This is a genomic window from Paenibacillus sp. sgz302115 (assembly GCF_056120445.1).
This window is the reverse complement of record NZ_JBVYOK010000034.1, coordinates 22,548-41,145: the sequence shown is the minus strand read 5'-3', so window position 1 is coordinate 41,145 and position 18,598 is coordinate 22,548. Positions and strand designations below refer to the sequence as shown.

The 18,598-nt window shown below is 52.4% G+C and carries 15 protein-coding genes; all 15 read right to left on the bottom strand.

Translation table 11 applies throughout. The annotated features are described in order from the left end of the window. Nucleotides 1-27 precede the first annotated feature (27 nt). Entirely contained in the window at nucleotides 28-1,452 is a 1,425-nt protein-coding gene (locus AC0LWN_RS30935) for a Sapep family Mn(2+)-dependent dipeptidase (protein ID WP_474672179.1), read from the bottom strand. Nucleotides 1,453-1,479: 27 nt separating this feature from the next. After that, nucleotides 1,480-2,424, bottom strand: a complete 945-nt coding sequence (locus AC0LWN_RS30930) for a D-2-hydroxyacid dehydrogenase (protein ID WP_474672177.1) — start codon at nucleotides 2,422-2,424, stop codon at nucleotides 1,480-1,482. A 13-nt stretch (nucleotides 2,425-2,437) separates the two neighbouring features. Then, on the bottom strand, nucleotides 2,438-3,625 hold the full coding sequence (locus AC0LWN_RS30925) for an aminotransferase-like domain-containing protein (protein WP_474672175.1): 1,188 nt from the start codon (nucleotides 3,623-3,625) through the stop codon (nucleotides 2,438-2,440). Between the two features lie 13 nt (nucleotides 3,626-3,638). Then, on the bottom strand, nucleotides 3,639-4,853 hold the full coding sequence (locus AC0LWN_RS30920; RefSeq protein ID WP_474672173.1) for an MFS transporter: 1,215 nt from the start codon (nucleotides 4,851-4,853) through the stop codon (nucleotides 3,639-3,641). Further along, a complete protein-coding gene (locus AC0LWN_RS30915; protein ID WP_474672171.1) occupies nucleotides 4,834-5,826 on the bottom strand; it encodes a M20/M25/M40 family metallo-hydrolase in 993 nt (330 codons plus the stop codon). The genes AC0LWN_RS30920 and AC0LWN_RS30915 overlap by 20 nt, the downstream gene beginning before the upstream one ends. A 429-nt stretch (nucleotides 5,827-6,255) precedes the next feature. Next, complete coding sequence (locus AC0LWN_RS30910; RefSeq protein ID WP_474672195.1) at nucleotides 6,256-7,224, bottom strand: ABC transporter ATP-binding protein; 969 nt, start codon at nucleotides 7,222-7,224, stop codon at nucleotides 6,256-6,258. Beyond that, the gene (locus AC0LWN_RS30905; protein WP_474672169.1) at nucleotides 7,214-8,248 is read right to left on the bottom strand and encodes an ABC transporter ATP-binding protein; all 1,035 of its coding nucleotides are present in this window, start codon (nucleotides 8,246-8,248) and stop codon (nucleotides 7,214-7,216) included. Before AC0LWN_RS30905 ends, AC0LWN_RS30910 begins: the two co-directional genes overlap by 11 nt. A gap of 11 nt (nucleotides 8,249-8,259) precedes the next feature. Further along, nucleotides 8,260-9,177: an ABC transporter permease gene (locus AC0LWN_RS30900; RefSeq protein WP_474672167.1), complete on the bottom strand. Its 918-nt coding sequence runs from the start codon at nucleotides 9,175-9,177 to the stop codon at nucleotides 8,260-8,262. A 4-nt stretch (nucleotides 9,178-9,181) separates the two neighbouring features. Next, nucleotides 9,182-10,141 carry an ABC transporter permease gene (locus tag AC0LWN_RS30895; protein WP_474672165.1) on the bottom strand — a complete coding sequence of 320 codons (960 nt, stop codon included), beginning with the start codon at nucleotides 10,139-10,141 and terminating at the stop codon, nucleotides 9,182-9,184. Between the two features lie 17 nt (nucleotides 10,142-10,158). Next, nucleotides 10,159-11,781, bottom strand: coding sequence for a peptide ABC transporter substrate-binding protein (locus AC0LWN_RS30890; protein WP_474672163.1), 1,623 nt, complete (start codon nucleotides 11,779-11,781; stop codon nucleotides 10,159-10,161). A gap of 529 nt (nucleotides 11,782-12,310) precedes the next feature. Continuing rightward, nucleotides 12,311-13,531 (bottom strand): PucR family transcriptional regulator, encoded by a 1,221-nt coding sequence (locus tag AC0LWN_RS30885; protein ID WP_474672161.1) that lies wholly within the window; start codon nucleotides 13,529-13,531, stop codon nucleotides 12,311-12,313. Nucleotides 13,532-13,716: 185 nt separating this feature from the next. Then, complete coding sequence (glpK, locus tag AC0LWN_RS30880; RefSeq protein ID WP_474672159.1) at nucleotides 13,717-15,243, bottom strand: glycerol kinase GlpK; 1,527 nt, start codon at nucleotides 15,241-15,243, stop codon at nucleotides 13,717-13,719. 11 nt (nucleotides 15,244-15,254) lie between these two features. Further along, a complete protein-coding gene (locus AC0LWN_RS30875; RefSeq protein ID WP_474672157.1) occupies nucleotides 15,255-16,190 on the bottom strand; it encodes a transketolase family protein in 936 nt (311 codons plus the stop codon). 20 nt (nucleotides 16,191-16,210) lie between these two features. Continuing rightward, nucleotides 16,211-17,038, bottom strand: a complete 828-nt coding sequence (locus AC0LWN_RS30870) for a transketolase (RefSeq protein ID WP_474672155.1) — start codon at nucleotides 17,036-17,038, stop codon at nucleotides 16,211-16,213. Between the two features lie 24 nt (nucleotides 17,039-17,062). Further along, entirely contained in the window at nucleotides 17,063-18,508 is a 1,446-nt protein-coding gene (locus AC0LWN_RS30865; protein WP_474672153.1) for an L-fucose/L-arabinose isomerase family protein, read from the bottom strand. Nucleotides 18,509-18,598: the final 90 nt, after the last annotated feature.

The following is an 18,598-nucleotide window of genomic DNA, read 5'->3' as shown; positions in this document are numbered from 1 at the left end:
AATAGCCGTGATGCCAGCTAGGCCACGTTATTCCTCAGCGCATATATCAATGATCACCTGTGTATAGATCTTGGCCGCAGTCAGCAGATCGTCTATAATCGCAAATTCATCTGCTCCATGTATCTGCATGTCCAAGTCCGGCATGGTCGGTCCGAAGCAGACGGCTCCCTCGATGCCATGCACATAGGTCCAGCCGCCGATGGACTGGCAACTGCCCTGAAGTCCGGTGTACTGAGTGTAAGCCGCCAGCAGGCATTGAACAAAAGGTGAGTCCGCGGGTGTATGATGCGCCTTGGTGAATCCCGAACGTTCCAACTGAATGCCGGACGCCGCAAGCTTCTCTGCCAGAACAAACATCGTGTTCTCCTCGGTGGCACAGACCGGAGTGCGGCAGTCCAGGAATCCGTACAATTTCACCGGCGTAAAATCGAAGATTCCGAAATTCAGCGTAAGCTTTCCAGATACCTCGTCTTGCATCGCAATTCCCGCCGCCTGGGCGTAATAATCGCCATGCGGGAAGATTTGCGCGAGGCTCCGCAGTGCACGAAAGCCTGCACTGTCGGGGAAAGGAAGCTCCGTCAGTAGCGCAATCAGGGCGGTCACAGCATTAATTCCTTGTGCCGGACCCGCAGCATGTGCCCCTACTCCTTCGGCAGCAAGCTTCACTTGTCCGTCCTCCAGTGCCGTGACCTTGAATGCTGCCCCTGTCTTCCTCCCGATCTCACGGGCATAGGCTTCAATGACCACATGATCCAATCCTTCAATGACCGCTTCAGCTTCAGCAGGCACGACATTGGAACGGGAACCGCCTTTGGCGTACACGATGGCCGGCAGCAGCCCTTCATCGGCAAATTCCGCTTCAAACGAAGTGTGAAGCCCGCCCTTCTCTGTGTTCAGCACCGGAAATTCGCCGTCCGGTGTAAAGAGATGCGGCGGTGCCTGGTGCTTGGAGAAGTAGTAGCGAATATCCCCGAAGCCGCTCTCTTCATCTGTTCCGAGAATAAGCCTGACGCCTGACTTCAGCGGAATTCCCAGTTCCTTCACAGCAGCGAGTGCGTACAATGCCGCAACTGCCGGCCCCTTGTCATCGGTCGCCCCTCTTCCAAAGATTTTCCCATCCAGAACCGTTCCCGCATACGGATCGAAGGTCCAATTAGAGCCTTCCGGCACAACATCCAGATGGGCGAGAATGCCCAGCTTGGCCTCTTTGTCATTGACCTCCACCGTGCCGACATAATTCTCGACATTAGCGGTGCGAAGCCCGAGGCCGTCGGCCAGCTCAAGCGCCAGCTTCAGGGCTTCTGCCGGCCCCTCTCCAAACGGCTTGCCCGGAAGCGCGTCACCCTTGACGCTCCGGACAGCAATCAGCTTCCTGATGTTCTCGATGAACTCGCTTCTACGCTCGGCGAAATAATACTCAATCTGTTCCCGCACGACTGCTTCCTCCTTCATTTCCGCCCTGCTCCCATGCTCTCTGCATCAATAGCATTCCACAAGATCGACGGGACTGAGCAGCTCCTGCCCGCTTCTGAACAGCAGCAGATTTTTCACAAAATGCCGGATGGAGCTTTCCACATAATTCCGGGTAATACCGGCGCTGTGCGGAGTAATGATCACATTCTCCATATTCCAAAGTGCACTTTCAGCCGGCAGCGGCTCCTGCCGGAAAACATCCAGTGCCGCGCCGGCGATCAAACCGCTGCGGAGCGCTGCGATCAGCGCTGCCTCGTCTACTGTCTCTCCGCGCGACAGATTCAGAAATACTGCCGTCTTCTTCATCGCGGCAAATTCCCGCGCGCCCATTAAATTCTCGGTCTCCTTCGTAAGCGGCGTCAGCAAAATCACGTAATCAGCCTGCCCGAGCACTTCATGCAGCCTGCTCATATCATAGACCTGCTCAAAGCCCTCAACCGGAGAGGCAAACCGCTTGAGGCCGATGACCCGCATGCCGAAGACGGATGCCGCCTTGGAAATCTCCTTGCCGATCCGGCCGGCGCCAATAATGCACAGCGTCTTGCCCGCCAGCTCGCCCAGGCGGCTGTAGTCGCCCCATTTCCGCTTGGCCTGATTGCGGATGCTGCCGCTGATATCGCGGCTGAAGGCAATCATGGCCCCCAGCGCATGCTCCGTCATCTGCTGCCCGTGAATGCCGCTTGCATTGCAGACACGGATTCCCCGTGCCCGAAGCTCCGGGAAGGGCAGCTTGTCCACACCGGCGCTCATAATATAGAGCAGCTTGAGATTTATGCATTTTTCCAGAATCTCCGCCTCAAACAGCTCGTTTCTGGCAATGATAACGTCCGCAAGGATAAGCTGCTCCTCAGGAAGTTCGGAAATTTTGCTGCACACGGCAATTTCCTCTCCCGTCTGCTCCAGCACCATACGGCGAACCTCATCATTAAGATGTACTGTCGAAATAATCATGTTAATCCTCCTGTCAGTTCTTCAGAGCCTTGAGCACAGACGCCATTTTCCCGATTCCCTCAACGATTTGCTGATCGCTCGGGGTGGAGAAATTGAGCCGGAACGCATCGGTGCAATCCGTAGGTGAAACAGCCAGCATATTGCCGGGGATGAAGGTCACCCCAAGCTCAGCGCATTTGGCGGAGAATTCAGCCGGATTGATGTCCTGGTGAAGGTTGCACCAGATGAACAAGCCCCCTTCAGGTTTGTTGTAAGTAACTCTGTCCCCGAAGCCTTCGTCCATGCAGGAGAGCATGAGATCGCATTTGCGCCCGTAAATCTTTTGCAGCATCGCTATATGTCCATCGAAGTTATAGTCATTCATGAACCTTTCCGCCAGCACCTGCGCGAACAGATTCGTATGCACATCGGCGCTTTGTTTGACGACCACCATTTTCTGTGCAATTTCCAGCGGAGCGAGCACATAACCTACCCGGATTCCGGCGGAGAGCACTTTGGAGAAAGAACCCACATAGATGACAATACCTTCGGTATCGAGCGACTTGATGCTGGGAATGTCCTCTCCGTGGAAACGGACCTCGCCGTAAGGATTGTCTTCCAGAATCATAACGCCGTAACGCTTCGCCAGCTCGTAGACGGCCTTGCGCTTCGCAAGGGACATCGTGACTCCCGTCGGATTCTGAAAATTGGGAATGGTGTACAGCAGCTTGATATTATCGTGTGTCTTGAGCATTTCTTCAAGCTGCTCTATGTTGATCCCATCCGGTTCAATATCGACGCCAAGGAGCTGCGCATTGTAGGAGCGGAAAGCGTTAAGCGAGCCGATAAAGCTCGGATTCTCGCACACAATCGCATCCCCTTCGTTGCAGAACATTTTGCATGCCAGCTCAATGCCCTGCTGCGCTCCGGAGACGATAATCAGCTCATCAAATTCCTCTCCGCAGGAAAAGCGCTTTTGCAAACGGTCCTTAAGTGTCTGGCGGAGCGGGGCATAACCTTCCGTCAAGCCATATTGCAGAAAAGAAGCAGGATTGCTGTTGAACATATAGGCCGATATGGATTGAAGCGCCTCATAGGGCAGCGTCTCCGGGGAGGGATTGCCCTGCGCAAAGGAGATGGCTCCCGGCTTGCTCATGAATTTCATTCGTTCACGGATTGCGGAAGGCTTAAGTGAAGATACTTTATTTGAAAACGCATACATATTTATATCCCCTTTACCGCTGCCGGTGCGATGGATGATGCCTGAATTCCCCCGGCTTGTTTCGGGAAACGGCTATAAACTTCAGATACACGATGATGGACATCACTGCACAAGCGCCGCAGGTAAGATATACACTCGTAAATCCCCAGCTTTGCGACATCACACCCCACAGGATAGATCCGGCACCCATGCCCGTATCCATAGCGGCGGTAAATACCGCGCTGGCTGCACCCTTGCGTTCAGGTTTCACGTTGCGGATCACTACAGCATTCATCGCCGGCTGTACACTGCCGAACCCAAGTCCGAACATTACCGCCGAGAGCAGAGAGACTGCGAGTGAATGAGAATATGCCAAAATAACAAATGAGACGGCAATCAGGATCACGCCCGGACCAACCACCCAGTTCGGCCCGGCCCGGTCAGCCAGCCTGCCGGAGAACAGTCTGCTTGCCAGCAGTGCGCATGCATAGACCGTGAAGTAAGCGCCGATGCCGGTGATGCTCCGCTCCGCTGCAAATTGCGGCAGGAAGGTAATGATGCCACCCAGACCCAGGGTGATAAAGAACATCACCAAACCCGGGAGCAGGGCGGATTTCTCAATGAGTACGGTGTCCTTTCGGGCTGGAGCCATGCCGGGGTCACGAATAATGCCTTTTTCGTAGTTGATGAACAGGATCAGCAGGAGTCCAACTGCCGTAAGTACGGAAGCGCTAGTGAACAGCGCGTCATATCCATGCTGCTTAATCAGGTACAGTCCGAGCGAAGGACCGAAAGCAGTAGGCAGCGTATTGGATATGCCATAATAGCCAATGCCTTCGGTAAGCCTTGAGCGCGGAATCACATCCGCAATCATCGTGCCGGCCGAGGTGGAGTGGGCGCTGAAGCCCACCCCCTGCAGTACACGGATCACAAGCAGCACCGTGATAGAGGCTGCCAGATGAAAGGACAGAAAGGCGGCAAGCAATATGCATCCTCCCGCCAGGAGAACCGGCCTGCGTCCCTTCGCATCCAGCAGCGCCCCGATAAACGGCCGGCACAGCAAGGCCGAGAAGGCATAGATTCCTACAACAAGCCCTGACATCGTATTGCTGCCGCCAATTTCCTTGGCGTATAGCGGCAGTGTGCTCATCAGCATGCTGATGGCGGTAAGCACCGCGAAGTTGGCAGCCATGACCAGCAGGTAGCTTCTGCTCCACAGCGGAGCACGCTCAGAAGCTGAAGACTTCATTGACGAACAGCTTCAGCAGCTTGATGGAGGCTTCCACATCCCCCATGTTCACGAGCGTATTCGCGGTATGCGGATAGCGGGTCACGACCGAAAGACCTGCAGCCTTAACACCAAAGCTCGATTGGTTGATCGAGCTGGCATCCGTGCCGCCGACATAAATCACATCAAGCTGATACGGAATCTGATGCTCCTTGCTGCACTTCACCAGCGTAGCCACCAGCTCCTCGTCGCAGATGACCGAGGTATCCGATACTTTGATAGCCGCCCCCGCACCGACCGTATTGCTGCCGGTCAAATCTCCGGGCCGGTCATGGGCCGGCGTAATATCCACGGCAAGGCCGATATCAGGCTTGATCCGCTCAGCGGAGGTGACAGCGCCCCGGCAGCCAACCTCCTCCTGCACCGTAAAGACAAAATAGACGTCATTATAGCAGGTATCAAGACCTTTAAGCGCCTCAATCATCATATAGCAGCCAACTCTGTCGTCGATGGCCTTCGACACGACATTGCCGCCGCTGAGCTCCGTGTACCCGCCCACGTAGACTGCATTATCACCGACGTTGACATATTTCTTAACCTCGGCTTCGCTGGACAAGCCGATATCAATGTAGAGCTGGGTGAAATGCTTCAGGTCATCCGCAGGCACACTGCTGCAGACTACCCCAACCGTTCCATTTGTGAATACCACCCTGGACATGAGGGCGGTTCGCACATGGGAATATCCCAGAAATTTCACCCGGATAAGCCCATCCTTCTCGATCTTGATCACCTGAAAGCCAACCTCGTCCATATGTGCCGCAGCCATAATCCTTTTTTTGTTCTCGCCAGTCCCCCGCTTGAACACAATCAGGTTGCCAATGGCATCAGTCGTTATTTCATCTGCATACGGAAGCACCTGTTCATGGATGAAATCTCGTACCTTACTCTCATATCCGCTTAAGCCGGACAACTGGGTCAATTGTTCGAACAGCATGTAAATCAATCCTTTCTATGTGTGTTATTTACTTCAAAAGATTTTCCATTTCGGGGTCTGGTCGTAACTGCGGGGAATGTTTGGACTTCCGGCCGCTGTTGTTCACAGATTTCTTGATTGGAAACCACTAATCGCGGTTGAAATCTGTGAACAAAGGCGGACGCTACCGCTCCTACAGTTCCAAACTTCCCCTCCGTCACTTCTGCCCTTTTTATGTTTTCTTTAGTTCAACTGATATAGTGATTTTCCATTTCGGGATTTGGCCGTGATTGCGGGGAATGTTTGGACTTCCGGCCGCTGTTGTCTGCAGATTTCTTCAATTTATACCGTTGTTCACGGTGGAAATCCGCAGACAAAGGCGGACGCTAGCGCTCCTCCAGTTCCAAACTTCCCCTCCACCACTCCTCCCTAATTAGATGCATAGCAGCCTCAGCCCCCCGGATACAAATGGCAGGCAACGGTATGACCGGGAGCCACCTCGACAGGCTTCGGCCTGACGGTATGGCACACCTCCATCACCTTGGAGCAGCGGGTACAAAATGCACAGCCCGGAATGACACTGGCCGGACTTGGAATTTCCCCCTTCAGATAATCCTTCTCTGCGCTCTGGGCAATATCCGGGTCGGCGGCGGGTACCGCCGAGATCAGCCCTTGCGTATACGGATGGAGCGGCTTCTCATAGATCGTTTTGCTGTCGGCCACCTCAACCACTGCCCCCAGGTACATCACCGCCACACGATCACTGATATAACGGACCATGTTCAGGTCATGGGCAATGAAGAGATGCGTCAGCGAGAGCTCCTTCTGCAGCCGTTTCAGCAAATTCACGATTTGGGCCTGAATAGACACATCGAGCGCGGAGATAGGTTCATCGCTGACAATGAACTCAGGCTCCAGCGAAAGCGCGCGGGCGATGCCGATACGCTGCCGCTGCCCGCCGCTGAACTCATGCGGGTAGCGGCCGGCCAGCTCACGCCTCAGCCCCACCAGATCAAGAAGCTCATGAATCCGTTCCATCCGCCTGCTGCCGCGGTACAGGCCGTGGATGTCGAGGCCCTCGCCAATAATGGCGGCGACAGTCTTGCGTGGATTCAGAGAGGCATAGGGGTCCTGAAAAATCATCTGCGCACGCTTCGAGAAGGCCAGCCGTTCTTTTCTGCTCTTGACCGCGAGCGGCTTGCCCGCATAATCAATGGTTCCCTCTGTTGGGGGATACACGCCGAGGAGCGCCTTGCCGAGTGTCGATTTGCCGCTGCCGCTTTCGCCGACAAGCGAGAGCGTCTCTCCCCTGCGAATCTCCAGGTCCACATCATTGACCGCTCTCAGCAGCTTCCCGCTGCCAATGGCGAAATATTTCTTAAGTCCCTTTACGCTGACCAATATCTCTTTATCTTGCAACAAGGGTCCCCTCCTTCACCGCTCTGTCTACCTTCGGAGCGCCTGGATGAAGCAGCCAGCAGGCACAGTTATGGCCCTCCGCCACCTCCTGCTCCTCAGGCTCAGCCTCGAGGCAAATCCGCATGGCATAAGGGCATCTTGCTGCAAAGCCGCAGCCAGGGGATGGATTGACCAGACGCGGAGGCGTACCTCCTATCGTCTGCAGCTCGCTGCTTGGGTCCTGGTCCGGGCTTGGCACGGAATTCATCAGCCCCCAGGTATACGGATGCTTCGGATTATGAAAAATCTCGCGCACCGTGCCGATTTCAACGATCTTGCCGGCATACATGACGGCGATCCGCTGGGCAATGCTTGCAGCCACGGCAAAATCATGCGTAATGAGCAGGATGGACATTCCGTTCGTCCTCTGGATGCTCCGCAGCAGATCAATAATCTGCGCCTGAATCGTGACATCCAGCGCCGTTGTCGGCTCATCAGCGATGAGCAGCTTGGGCTTGCAGGCAATGGCGGCTGCGATGAGCGCCCGCTGCCGCATTCCGCCGCTGAACGCCCCCGGATACTGCCTGACCCGCTCCGCCGCGCCGGGAATGCGGACCGCGTCCAGAAGATCGGCAGCCCTTTTGAAGAGCTCGTTCTTTGCCGTCTTCTGATGAATCTCCAGCGTCTCGCCAATCTGCCGCCCAACGGTCATGGTCGGGTTCAGCGAGGTCATAGGGTCCTGAAAGATCATCCCGGCAACAGACCCTCTGATCTTACGCATCGTCTTCTCATCCGCTTGAACAATGTCGCAGCCGTCCAGCATAATCTCACCGCTCTTGATATGAGTAGGCGGGATCGGATTCAGCTTCAGAATTGTTTGGGCCGTAACGCTCTTGCCGCAGCCAGACTCGCCGACGATGACCAGGGCTTCCCCCTCCTCAATATCGAAGGATACCCCTCTTACTGCCTGAAGCTCGCCGTCACTGGTATCAATCGAAACCCGAAGATCCTTGACGGATACTACCGTTCGCCGTGAATCTCCCATTCGCCATCCCTCTATTCTCTGTGTTTTGGATCAATCAGGTCGCGGAGAGTGTCGCCCAGCAAATTAAAGGTTAGCATGGTGATGCATAGAAACAGCGCTGGAATAAACAGCAGCTCCGGGTACACCTGAAAGCTCTCGGTCCCTTCGGAAGCCAGCGTCCCCAGACTGGCCAGCGGAATCTGCACCCCCAGGCCGATATAGCTGAGGAACGCTTCCGTAAAAATCGCGGAGGGGATCGTCAGCGTCAGATTGACGATGACAATGCCGAGCGTATTGGGAATCAGTCCCCGCAGAATGATTCTCCATGCCCCCGCGCCAAGCAATCTGGAGGCTAGGACATACTCCCTTTCCTTGAGCTGGATAACCTGCCCCCGCACCAGCCGGGCCATTCCGGTCCAGCCGACAGTAGCATAGGCGATAATAATCGTGGTCACACCAGGCTCAAGAACGATCATCAGCAGGATCACGATGATGAGGTAAGGGATGGCGACAACAACGTCCAGAATACGCATCATTAGTTCATCAAGCTTGCCGCCGAAATAGCCGGACACGCCTCCGTAGATCAAACCTACAATCAGATCAATCAGCACCGCCGAGAAGGCAATGGTCAGCGAGATCCGTGTGCCGTACCATACCCGGACGAACACATCCCTGCCCAGCTTGTCTGTTCCAAAGATATGTCCGTCCGTCATAAATCCCAGATTGGTTCTGGTCAGATCCTGATCGGCAATGGAGAACCGGCTCAGCAGGGGAATGAAGACCGCTCCGCATACCAGCAGCAGCAAAATAAAGAGACAGGTCATGCCGACTTTGCTTTTCCTCAGCCTTCTGAAGACATCCTTCCAATAGCTTGGCGCCTGTTGTCCCGGGCTGGACAGCGCTTCTTCCGAAGGTCCAACCCTCTCAAATAATTCCGCTTTGTACTCCATATCCTCACACTTTCGATTTAAATAGTCTGACATTGGGATCAACCAGTGTGTAAGACAAATCCACCAGCAGATTCGCACCGATCAAAAAGGCTCCAAGGAACATCGTTGTTCCCGCGATCATCGTGTAGTCATTGGTCTGGACACTGTTCACGAAATACTTGCCCATTCCGGGGATGTTGAAGATATTCTCGACGACAAAAGCGCCTGTCAGCACCGAAGCCGTAAGCGGCCCCAGCACTGTCATTACCGGCATGATGGCATTCCGCAGCATATGGCGGATAACGAGCTGCCGCTGCGAAAGCCCTCTTGCTTTGGCTGTTTTTACATAATCCTGGTTCGCCACATCGAGCAGGCTGGTCCGCATCATTCTCGCGATAATCGCCAAAGCGCTTAATCCGAGCACAAAGGGAGGAAGAATCTTATGGGCCTCCGAGGACCAGCCGCCAATCGGCAGCAGCCTGAACCCGAACGTCTCGCTGGTGTACCCCGAAAGCTTCAGCGCCACGAAATACTGCAGCAGCGTTCCGAGAATAAAGCTTGGTACCGAAATGCCGATGGCGGCAATCAGCATGGATACGGTATCCCATGCTTTTCCGTTCTTCAGCGCGGCAATGATTCCCAGCATCATGCCTGCGATAACCGCGAACAGCAGCGCCCGGATACCCAGATCAAAGGAGAACGGAAACGCCTGGAACAAAATGCTGCTCACGGATTTGCCGGTATAGATCATCGAATCGCCGAAATCTCCTTGAACGGCATTGCCCAGATACTTGAGATATTGAACAAACACCGGCTGATCGAGACCATATTTGGCGTAAAGCGCATTTTTCGCGCTGTCCGTAAGCGCCTTGCCGCCTACGAATGGATCGCCCGGGAGCATATGCATCAGGAGGAACGTCAGCGTAATCAGAACCCACAGCGTCAATACCGCAAAGGCAAGCCGTTTTAAAACATATCTAAGCAACCATAATCACCCCGCATCTACTTCTCGATATATGCCGAATAGAGATTGATGTCCTGGAAAGCACTGCGTACTACGCCCTTCAGCTTGGGCTGCACGACATACGACTGGTTCTGGAAGTAGATCGGACCGATAGGCAGATCCTTCAGCAGCTTCGTTTCCGCCTGCTTCAGCAGGTCAAAACGCTTGGAGGCGTCAGTCTCAACCGCCGCATTATGGATAAGCTCATCGTACGCGCTGTCTGCATAAGAGGAGTTGTTGTTGCCGTTGCCTGTGGTGAACATATCCAGGAACGTCATCGGATCATTATAGTCCGGCCCCCACATGCCGATGGCAATCTGGAAATCCTTCGCATACAGCTTGGACAGCATGGCCTTATAAGGCATTGTCTCCACCTGGACATCAAGCCCAAGGTTCTTCTTCCAGAACTCCTGATAGGCTGCCGCCTTCAGCTTTGTCGCTCCTCTATCATCCACCAGCAGTGTCAGCTTTGGAGCCGCAGTGAGACCCAGTTCCTTCAGACCCTGCTCCAAATATGTCTTCGCGGCAGCGGCGTCATTGTCTTTGAGCAGATCGCCGACTGCATCCTTGAAGCTGCCGTTCTCTCCGGCTACTCCGGGGTTCGTGAAGCTGAGCGCCGGAACCGAGGTATCCTTCAGCACATTGTCGATCAGCGATTTTCTGTCGATGGCGTAGGTGAGCGCACTGCGGATGTTGTTATTTTTCAGAATGCTGTTTTCGAGATTGTATACAAAATATGCGGTCGCCCCATCCGACTTCGTCTGAACCTCATAGCCAGCAGTCTTCGCCTGGGCAATCTGGTCGCCCCCTCTAAGGGTTACGGTGTCCAGCTCGCCGGATACGAACATGTTGTAGGCAGTGCCCGGTTCGCCCACAATCTTCATATTGACCTTGTCCAGCTTGATATTCGCCGCATCATAATAATCCGGATTCTTGACCAGGGTGATCTGGCTATTATGCTCCCAGCCCTCAATCTTCCAAGGTCCGTTGTAGATCAGCTTGTCCGCATCGGTTCCATAGGCATCTTTAGCCTGCTTGCCGAAGAAGGCTTCATTGATAGGCAAGTAAGGAGCTTCAGAGACGAGGAACGGAAAATAGGCGGTCGGCTGGGTTAATGTTACCTCAAGCGTCTTGTCATCTACTGCCTTAATGCCAAGCCCGTCGGCACTGCCGCTGCCCGCATTGTATTCTGTGGCTCCCTTGATCGGGAACAGCAGGTAGGCGTAAGGCGCACCGTAATCTTTACTCAGGATCGTCTTCCAGGCGAACTCGAAATCCGCAGCCTTCACCGGAGAGCCGTCAGACCACTTGGCATCCCGCAAATGAAAGGTATACGTCAGATTATCGTCCGAGACCTCCCACTTCTCAGCCATTCCGGGGATCGGATTGTTGTCCTTGTCAAGCTTGGTCAAGCCTTCCTGTACATGTCTGAGGACGTTCATTGAGACAACATCGGTGGTCTGCAAGGAATTCAACTGCGGGGGCTCGGATTCGATATTAATCGTGACTGCTTGTGCGTCTGAGACAGGAGAATCACTGGCTGTTTTCGGGCCGCAGGCTGTCGCCACCAGCATCATCACCACGGTCAACACTGTCAAAAATACAACTCTTCCTTGTTTCATCCTTTTTCCCCCTTGATTTGGAATAGCGCTACCCATGTCATCTTTCTACCACTTGCCCTGATCATACAGCTATTTAATGTCACTAATAGTAACATAAGAATTTTAGATATGTAATGTGCTCTCTGCAACATCATTCACTCCCCAACATGTGCAAAACGCTTAGCCGCAAGGTTTTTTCGTCGATTTCTCTCTGGAATTTTATAAATATACAATAAATAGAATTTCAGAACCCCATCACGTGCGTCATATTACATCACATAAAATTTCCGCACAAAAAAACCGCCCCTGAAGTCAGAGGCGGAATGGATAGTCATTATATATAAGTTGAACTATAGATTTTCATATTTGGTTTGGTCGTAACTGCGGGGAATGTTTGGACTTCCGGCCGCTGTTGTCGTAAGAATTTCTTGATTTATACCGCTGTCAGCGGTTGAAATCCGGAGACAAAGGCGGACGCTACCGCTCCTCCAGTTCCAAACTTCCCCTCCGCACTCCTACCTTTTTTATGTTTATTTTAAGTTCAACTTATCTATATTGTTTTTCGGTCAAGGTAGTTTTTGATCAGAACGCCGAACAGCAGGCCGTGAAGGGTATCGGTGTCCTTGAGGCTTTTGCCGATGATTTTTTCAATCCGGCTCAGCCGGATGTTGAGGGTGTTCCGGTGGATGTATAGCTCTGCGGCGCTGTCGATCAGATTCATCTTGTTTTTGAAAAAAACATCCAAGGTCCTGAACAGCTCAGCTCCGTTCTTGTGGTCATACTCAACCAGGCTGCCGATCCAGCGGTTGCAGAAGCGTCGCAGCTCCTCCTCTTTTAGCGAGAAAAAGAGCTGATATACCCCCAGATCATCGTATAACGAGACCCGCTGCTTCGAATGCTGCCTGCAGGTGATCTCCATACTCCGCTCGGCTTCCAGGTAGCTGTTTTTGAGTGAGGAGTACGCATAAGGCCCGCCCAGGCAGGCATATACGTCGATGCCTTTGAAATAGGTGTTGATGCTCTCGCAAATCCGCTGGATTTTCTGCATGAAACGCGCCTGTTCATCCTCTGAGCCCGTTTGCTGGGACAGGTAGACTACGTTATTGCCGTACATGGTCAGCAGACTGTCGTCATACCGTTTCACTATACTCACTACTACCTCGCGGTAGAAGGAGATAAATTTGGGCAAGGAGTGATCCCATTCCGTATTCATCTTGCTCAGGTAGCCGCTTAAATTGTCAATATAAATGACAGCCACCTGGTAGGGAATGCTCAGGTCAATACCGGAGTACCCCGCCTTGTTCACCCATTCATGCACAGACTCCGCATCTCCGAAGCATAGCCGTTCCAGCAGATTCTCCGCGATAGAAGCTCTGCTCTCTTCTTCCAGGATTTTGCTCGAAATCTCCTTGGTAATTTCTACTATAATAGATTCCCGGGGGAGCTCAAATATCGGCATCCGCAAATCGTCCGCATACGGCTTCAAGGACCCAATCACTTCAGAGGTCATTTCGTCATTGGCAAGAAAGATCACGCCTGAGGCATTTTTTTCGGCTGCTTCCTTAAGCAGCTCCACCAGGCTGTCCGCATCGCATCTTAATCCGAGGCCGCTGAAAAATAACAGCTCCCCGCCAAAAATCCACATTTTGATAGAATTCGTCTGCACAATATACGGCCAAGTCACCACCCGGTCGAGTCCAGACTCGCCTGCGACCAGACTTAGCTGCTTAAGCGTGCGGAAAGACATCACTTCCTGGCATTTAAGAGCCAATATGACTTCGCCTCCCCGATGATGTAGATGGATGAACAAGCATTCTAAGATATAGTTTACAATATATACGATTTTCGCTTTAATCAATAAACAATAAGTTATAGATTAACCATTAACTGCCTATATGAACGCAGGGAGCCTTCAAATCCTTAGTGACTGCGGACTTGAAGGCTCTTGTTTTTCATTCAAACTGTTGAGGGCAACACTTGCTGGGCTTCGGGACTTATTACTGAGCGCACCGCATTCTGCCAGCCTTTATACAATTCATCTCTTGTATGCTCGCTCATCGAAGCTTGGTAGACTTTATATTTGTCTGTACCTGAAGCAATCTGATCCAGACTGGACCAAAATGCAATTGCAAGACCTCCCAGATAAACAGAACCCATCGCCGACAATTCAGCGCGGGTGGAGCAAGCAACTGAATTCCCTAGAATATCTGCCTGAAACTGCATCAGCCAGGCATTGGAGGATGCTCCGCCATCCGTGCAAAGCTCGCTGAATGGAATCGAGGACTGCTGTTGCATAAAATCCACGGCATCACGCACCTGATAAGCGATACTTTCCAGAGCGGCGCGGATAATATGATTTTTACAGGTTCCCCGGTTCATTCCAATGATCGCCGCTCTTGCATAAGGGTCCCAGTATGGAACGCCCAAGCCAACAAAGGCCGGCACTAAATACACTCCCTCGGTGGAAGAAATCCCGGAAATTAATTGCTGCATCTCATCAAAAGAAGAGAATAACCCCAGATTGTCCCGGGTCCATTTAATACTGTCTCCTGACGTGCGTATGACCGACTCAAGGGCATAGATAACCTTTCCGGCAGCCGCCCAGGCGATAGTGGTAACAAGCCCCTCCCCGCCATCAATCGGCTTCTCTCCTGCATTCATCAGTATAGAGGTGCCTGTGCCATAGGTTGCTTTGGCCATGCCAGGCTCCCAGCACAGATGGCCGAACAGCGCTCCTTGCGAGTCTCCGATGACGCCGGCAATGGGAACCTTTTCCGCAAACAGGCTTGGCTCGTCAGTATAACCAACGACAGCATCGGAAGCCTTAAGCTCAGGAAGAATAGTAATCGGAACTCCGAACAAGGCCGCCAGTTCCTCATCCCACTGCAAAGTATGGATATTGAAGAGAGAGGTTCGGCTCGCGTTGGAATAATCCGACACATGCTCCTTGCCGCCGGTCAGCTTCCAGATCAGCCAGCTGTCTATGGTTCCGGCCAATAAACGGCCTTCTTCCAGCAGTTGTGGAGCTTCCGCCACATGATCAAGAATCCATTTGAATTTAGTGGCGGAGAAGTAAGGGTCCAGCATCAACCCGGTTTTTGAACGGACTATATGTTCTTTGCCGTCTTTCTTGAGCTGCGCACAGATTTCAGCCGTTCTTTGGCACTGCCAGACAATGGCATTATGGACAGGAAGTCCGGTGATGCGGTCCCACATAAGGGCGGTTTCACGCTGGTTGGTGATCGTCAGCGCCGCAAGCCCGCCCGCAGAAATGTCTGCCTTTTGAAGAACTGCTGCTATACATTTTTGCACATTGTTATATATTTCAATAGGGTCATGCTCCACCCATCCCGGCTGCGGGTAGTACTGCCGATGCTCCAGTGAAGCGTCATGAATTACTTCTCCCCGCCGATCCACAAGCAGGACCTTGGTCCCCGAGGTGCTCTGGTCGACAGCTAAAATATACTTTGGCTCCAGTTCCATTAGCTTCACCTTTATTTATTGATCAATTCTATTGCCACTTGTTTAAGATTGCCGCCTGTGAGGCCGTAATGCTGAAAGACTTCGGCTGTTTTACCGGCAATTGCCGGTTCATCCGGGATACCGATCACCTTCATCGGAACCGGCTCGTTCTGCACGACAACTTCAGCGACAGCGGCGCCAAGCCCTCCATAAATACTGTGTTCCTCGATAGTAATGATGCCTTTTGTTTCTTTGGCGGCTGCAATAATGGCTGCTTCATCCAGCGGCTTAATCGTATGCATATTGATCACACGGCAGGAAATGCCTTCAGCGGACAAAAGCTCAGCAGCATCCAAAGCAATGCGCACTGTTTCTCCAGCCGCGATTATCGTAACATCCGTTCCATTCTTCATGATTACAGCCTTGCCAATCTCAAAGGCATAGTCATCTGATTCGTAGACATCCTCGACAGCGTTGCGTCCGATCCGGACATAGACGCCTCCGTCATATTTGACTAATGCCTCAGTCATTTTCCTGGTTTCATGCCGGTCTGCCGGCAGTACGATAGCAAGGCCAGGTATAGCACGCGCGACAGCGATATCCTGTACCGAGTGATGCGACATGCCAAGTGCGCCATAGCTTACACCGCCGCTGATCCCGATCAATTTCACATTGGTGCGGGAATAAGCAACATCCACCTTAATCTGCTCGATACTGCGCATGCTGAGGAAGCAGGCAGGTGATGTGACAAACGGCTTCTTTCCACTATGGGCCAGCCCCGAGGACATGCCCACAATATTCTGCTCAGCAATCCCTACCTCAACGAATTGCTCCGGAAATGCATTAGCGAAAGGCGCCATAGCTGCGGAGCCGCGGGAATCGCTGGCCAATACCATAATATCGCGGTCGTCTTTAGCCAGCTCCAGCAAGGTTTCGCAGATTACCTGACGATTAGGAATTGTATTCATAGGTGGTTCACCTTTCCTTTCTATTTTAACGTGTCGATGTAGCCCTGAAGCTCGGCATGTGCAAGCTGAAGCTGCTCATCGCTAGGCACATGATGGTGCCAGGCCGGAACATTCTCAGCGAAGGATACGCCTTTGCCTTTGATTGTATTGGCCATTATAAGTGTCGGCTGGCCTGAAACCTCTGGAACCGAGCGGAAAGCATGCACCAGTTGCTCCATATCGTTGCCGTCTAGCGAAATCACATTCCAGCCAAAAGCGGACCATTTCTCTTCCAAGGGCTCGAGTCCCATGACCTCTTCGGTAGACCCGCTGATTTGCAGCCGGTTGCGGTCTATGATTCCTACGAGATTGTCCAGCTTGTAGTGGGCTCCGGCCATAGCCGCCTCCCAGTTCGAGCCTTCGGCTTGTTCTCCGTCGCCCATCAAGCAGAAGACCCGGTAAGAGCGCCCATCGCGTTTGGCGGCTAGTGCCATTCCGACGGAAATAGGCAAACCGTGGCCTAACGCTCCAGTATTCATTTCAATGCCGGGCACCTTATTATTGGGATGACCAATCAGACGTGTGCCGAATTGACTGTAGGTTTCAAGCTCTTCCTTAGGAAAAAATCCGCGATCCGCCAAGATGCACCAAAGCGATTCCACTGAATGGCCTTTACTGGCGATAAAACGGTCCCGCTCTTCCCACTTGGGCCGGTTCGGATCAATATTCATAATTTCATAATAGAGTGCAGTTAAAATATCCGTATTGCTCAGGGAACCCCCAGTATGTCCTGTCTTGGCACGATGAATGATTGTCAATAAATCCATGCGTATCTGCGCAGCTTTCATCTGCAGTTCTTGAATATTCATAAGTTCCTCCTTGAACGCAAAATTTTATCGGTTCGCAAGCAGATCTGAGCCGCGGAGCCAGCGCTGGATTTCTTGTTCGGTAGGGTCCACCGGATCCGGCTTCAGACCGGGAATATAATTGCAGGCTTCATAAATGGCCGGAATAACATTTGCATGAATACCAACGGAATGATGCACGTAAGGTCCTTTGACCAGCTTTTCTTCCCATAACGGCCAGTCGTTGACTTCAACCCAGACGTAGGAGCCGCGTGTATACGGGCCTTGAATGCCACGTGCCTTGCCTAAAAAGATAGAATAGTCGCCGTGATCACCGTCGAAGCGAGCAAGCGTCATTCCCCCGCCGCGAATTTCACCTTCATGTGTACCTGGTGAGTGATCATCGAACAAGAAATGCTTACGCAATTTAGGTTTGTTCTCAACGCTCAGGGATACCGGGAAATTGCCGCAATGGAAGAGCAATTCGCCATTGTCATTCTCGGGATGACGCACCGTAATATCGGCAAAAAAGGTAGGCGCTGTATTCATAGCAGCCGCTTGCACCATGACCGAAGTGATGGCACCGTGTATATCGGTTTCGCAGGTAACCGGAATCTGTTCGTCGGTTAGGATGGCATTAGCCAGGCAAGGCATGATACCCATGGAGTCCTGCAGCGAAGACCAGCACTGAATTGCGATAGCGCTGCTTCCGGTTTCTCTGGCAAAAGACTTCATCGCTACCTTTAGCGCAGCTATCCGCTTAACGTCATCCTCCGTCACTTCGCTGTAATCCAGCTTCTCCTTAATGTAATCAATAGTCTCTTTCAATTCGGAGCTGTTGCCGGCGGCAATTTTTTTCGTGCGAAGCTGGATATCCACCAGCGTAATCGGGTGAATCTCGATTCCGAAACGCTCCAGCAGCTCACCCTCGTTGCAGATCATCGTCCAGAAGGAAGAGGGCCGTGGTCCAATCTGCAGAATCCGCAGGCTTTTAAACTGACGGACAACATTGGCTGCAGCGATGAAGTTCGTGAATCCCCGTTCAAATACCGGATCAGTTACCCAACTGTTGGTTACATAAGTAAAAGGAACATTGAACCGGCGCAGCACCTTTCCGGTAGCAAAAATTCCACACTGGGTATCGCGCAGCCTCATCCCATCCGCCAGCGGAGCCTCATCCCTTGGCCCCCACAACAATACAGGTTTGCCAAGAGCTTTACCGACACGTGCGACCGTATCTTCCGTCCCGAAATTGCAGTGTGGAAAAAATACCGCATCCACTTCCTCCGCCTTCAAGTGCTTCGCAATCTGATCCGCATTAATGTGATCGTCATATAGAAGCCCTTCGTGATTAAGCCCGTCAATATCGACAATATCAATATCCAGATCAAAGCTCTCCATTTGCCGGCGAATTTCCACTTTGTATTTGAAAGCATCTTCGGCACTAAAAGTGAAACGTCGGGTCGGGACATAGCCAAGTTTTAGTTTTTTCATCTAAATTCTCCTTCTGAACAGTTCATAATCTCTAATATAAACTTAACTAAACTTTAGTTGGAAATAACAGATAATTCACTTAATAAAGCA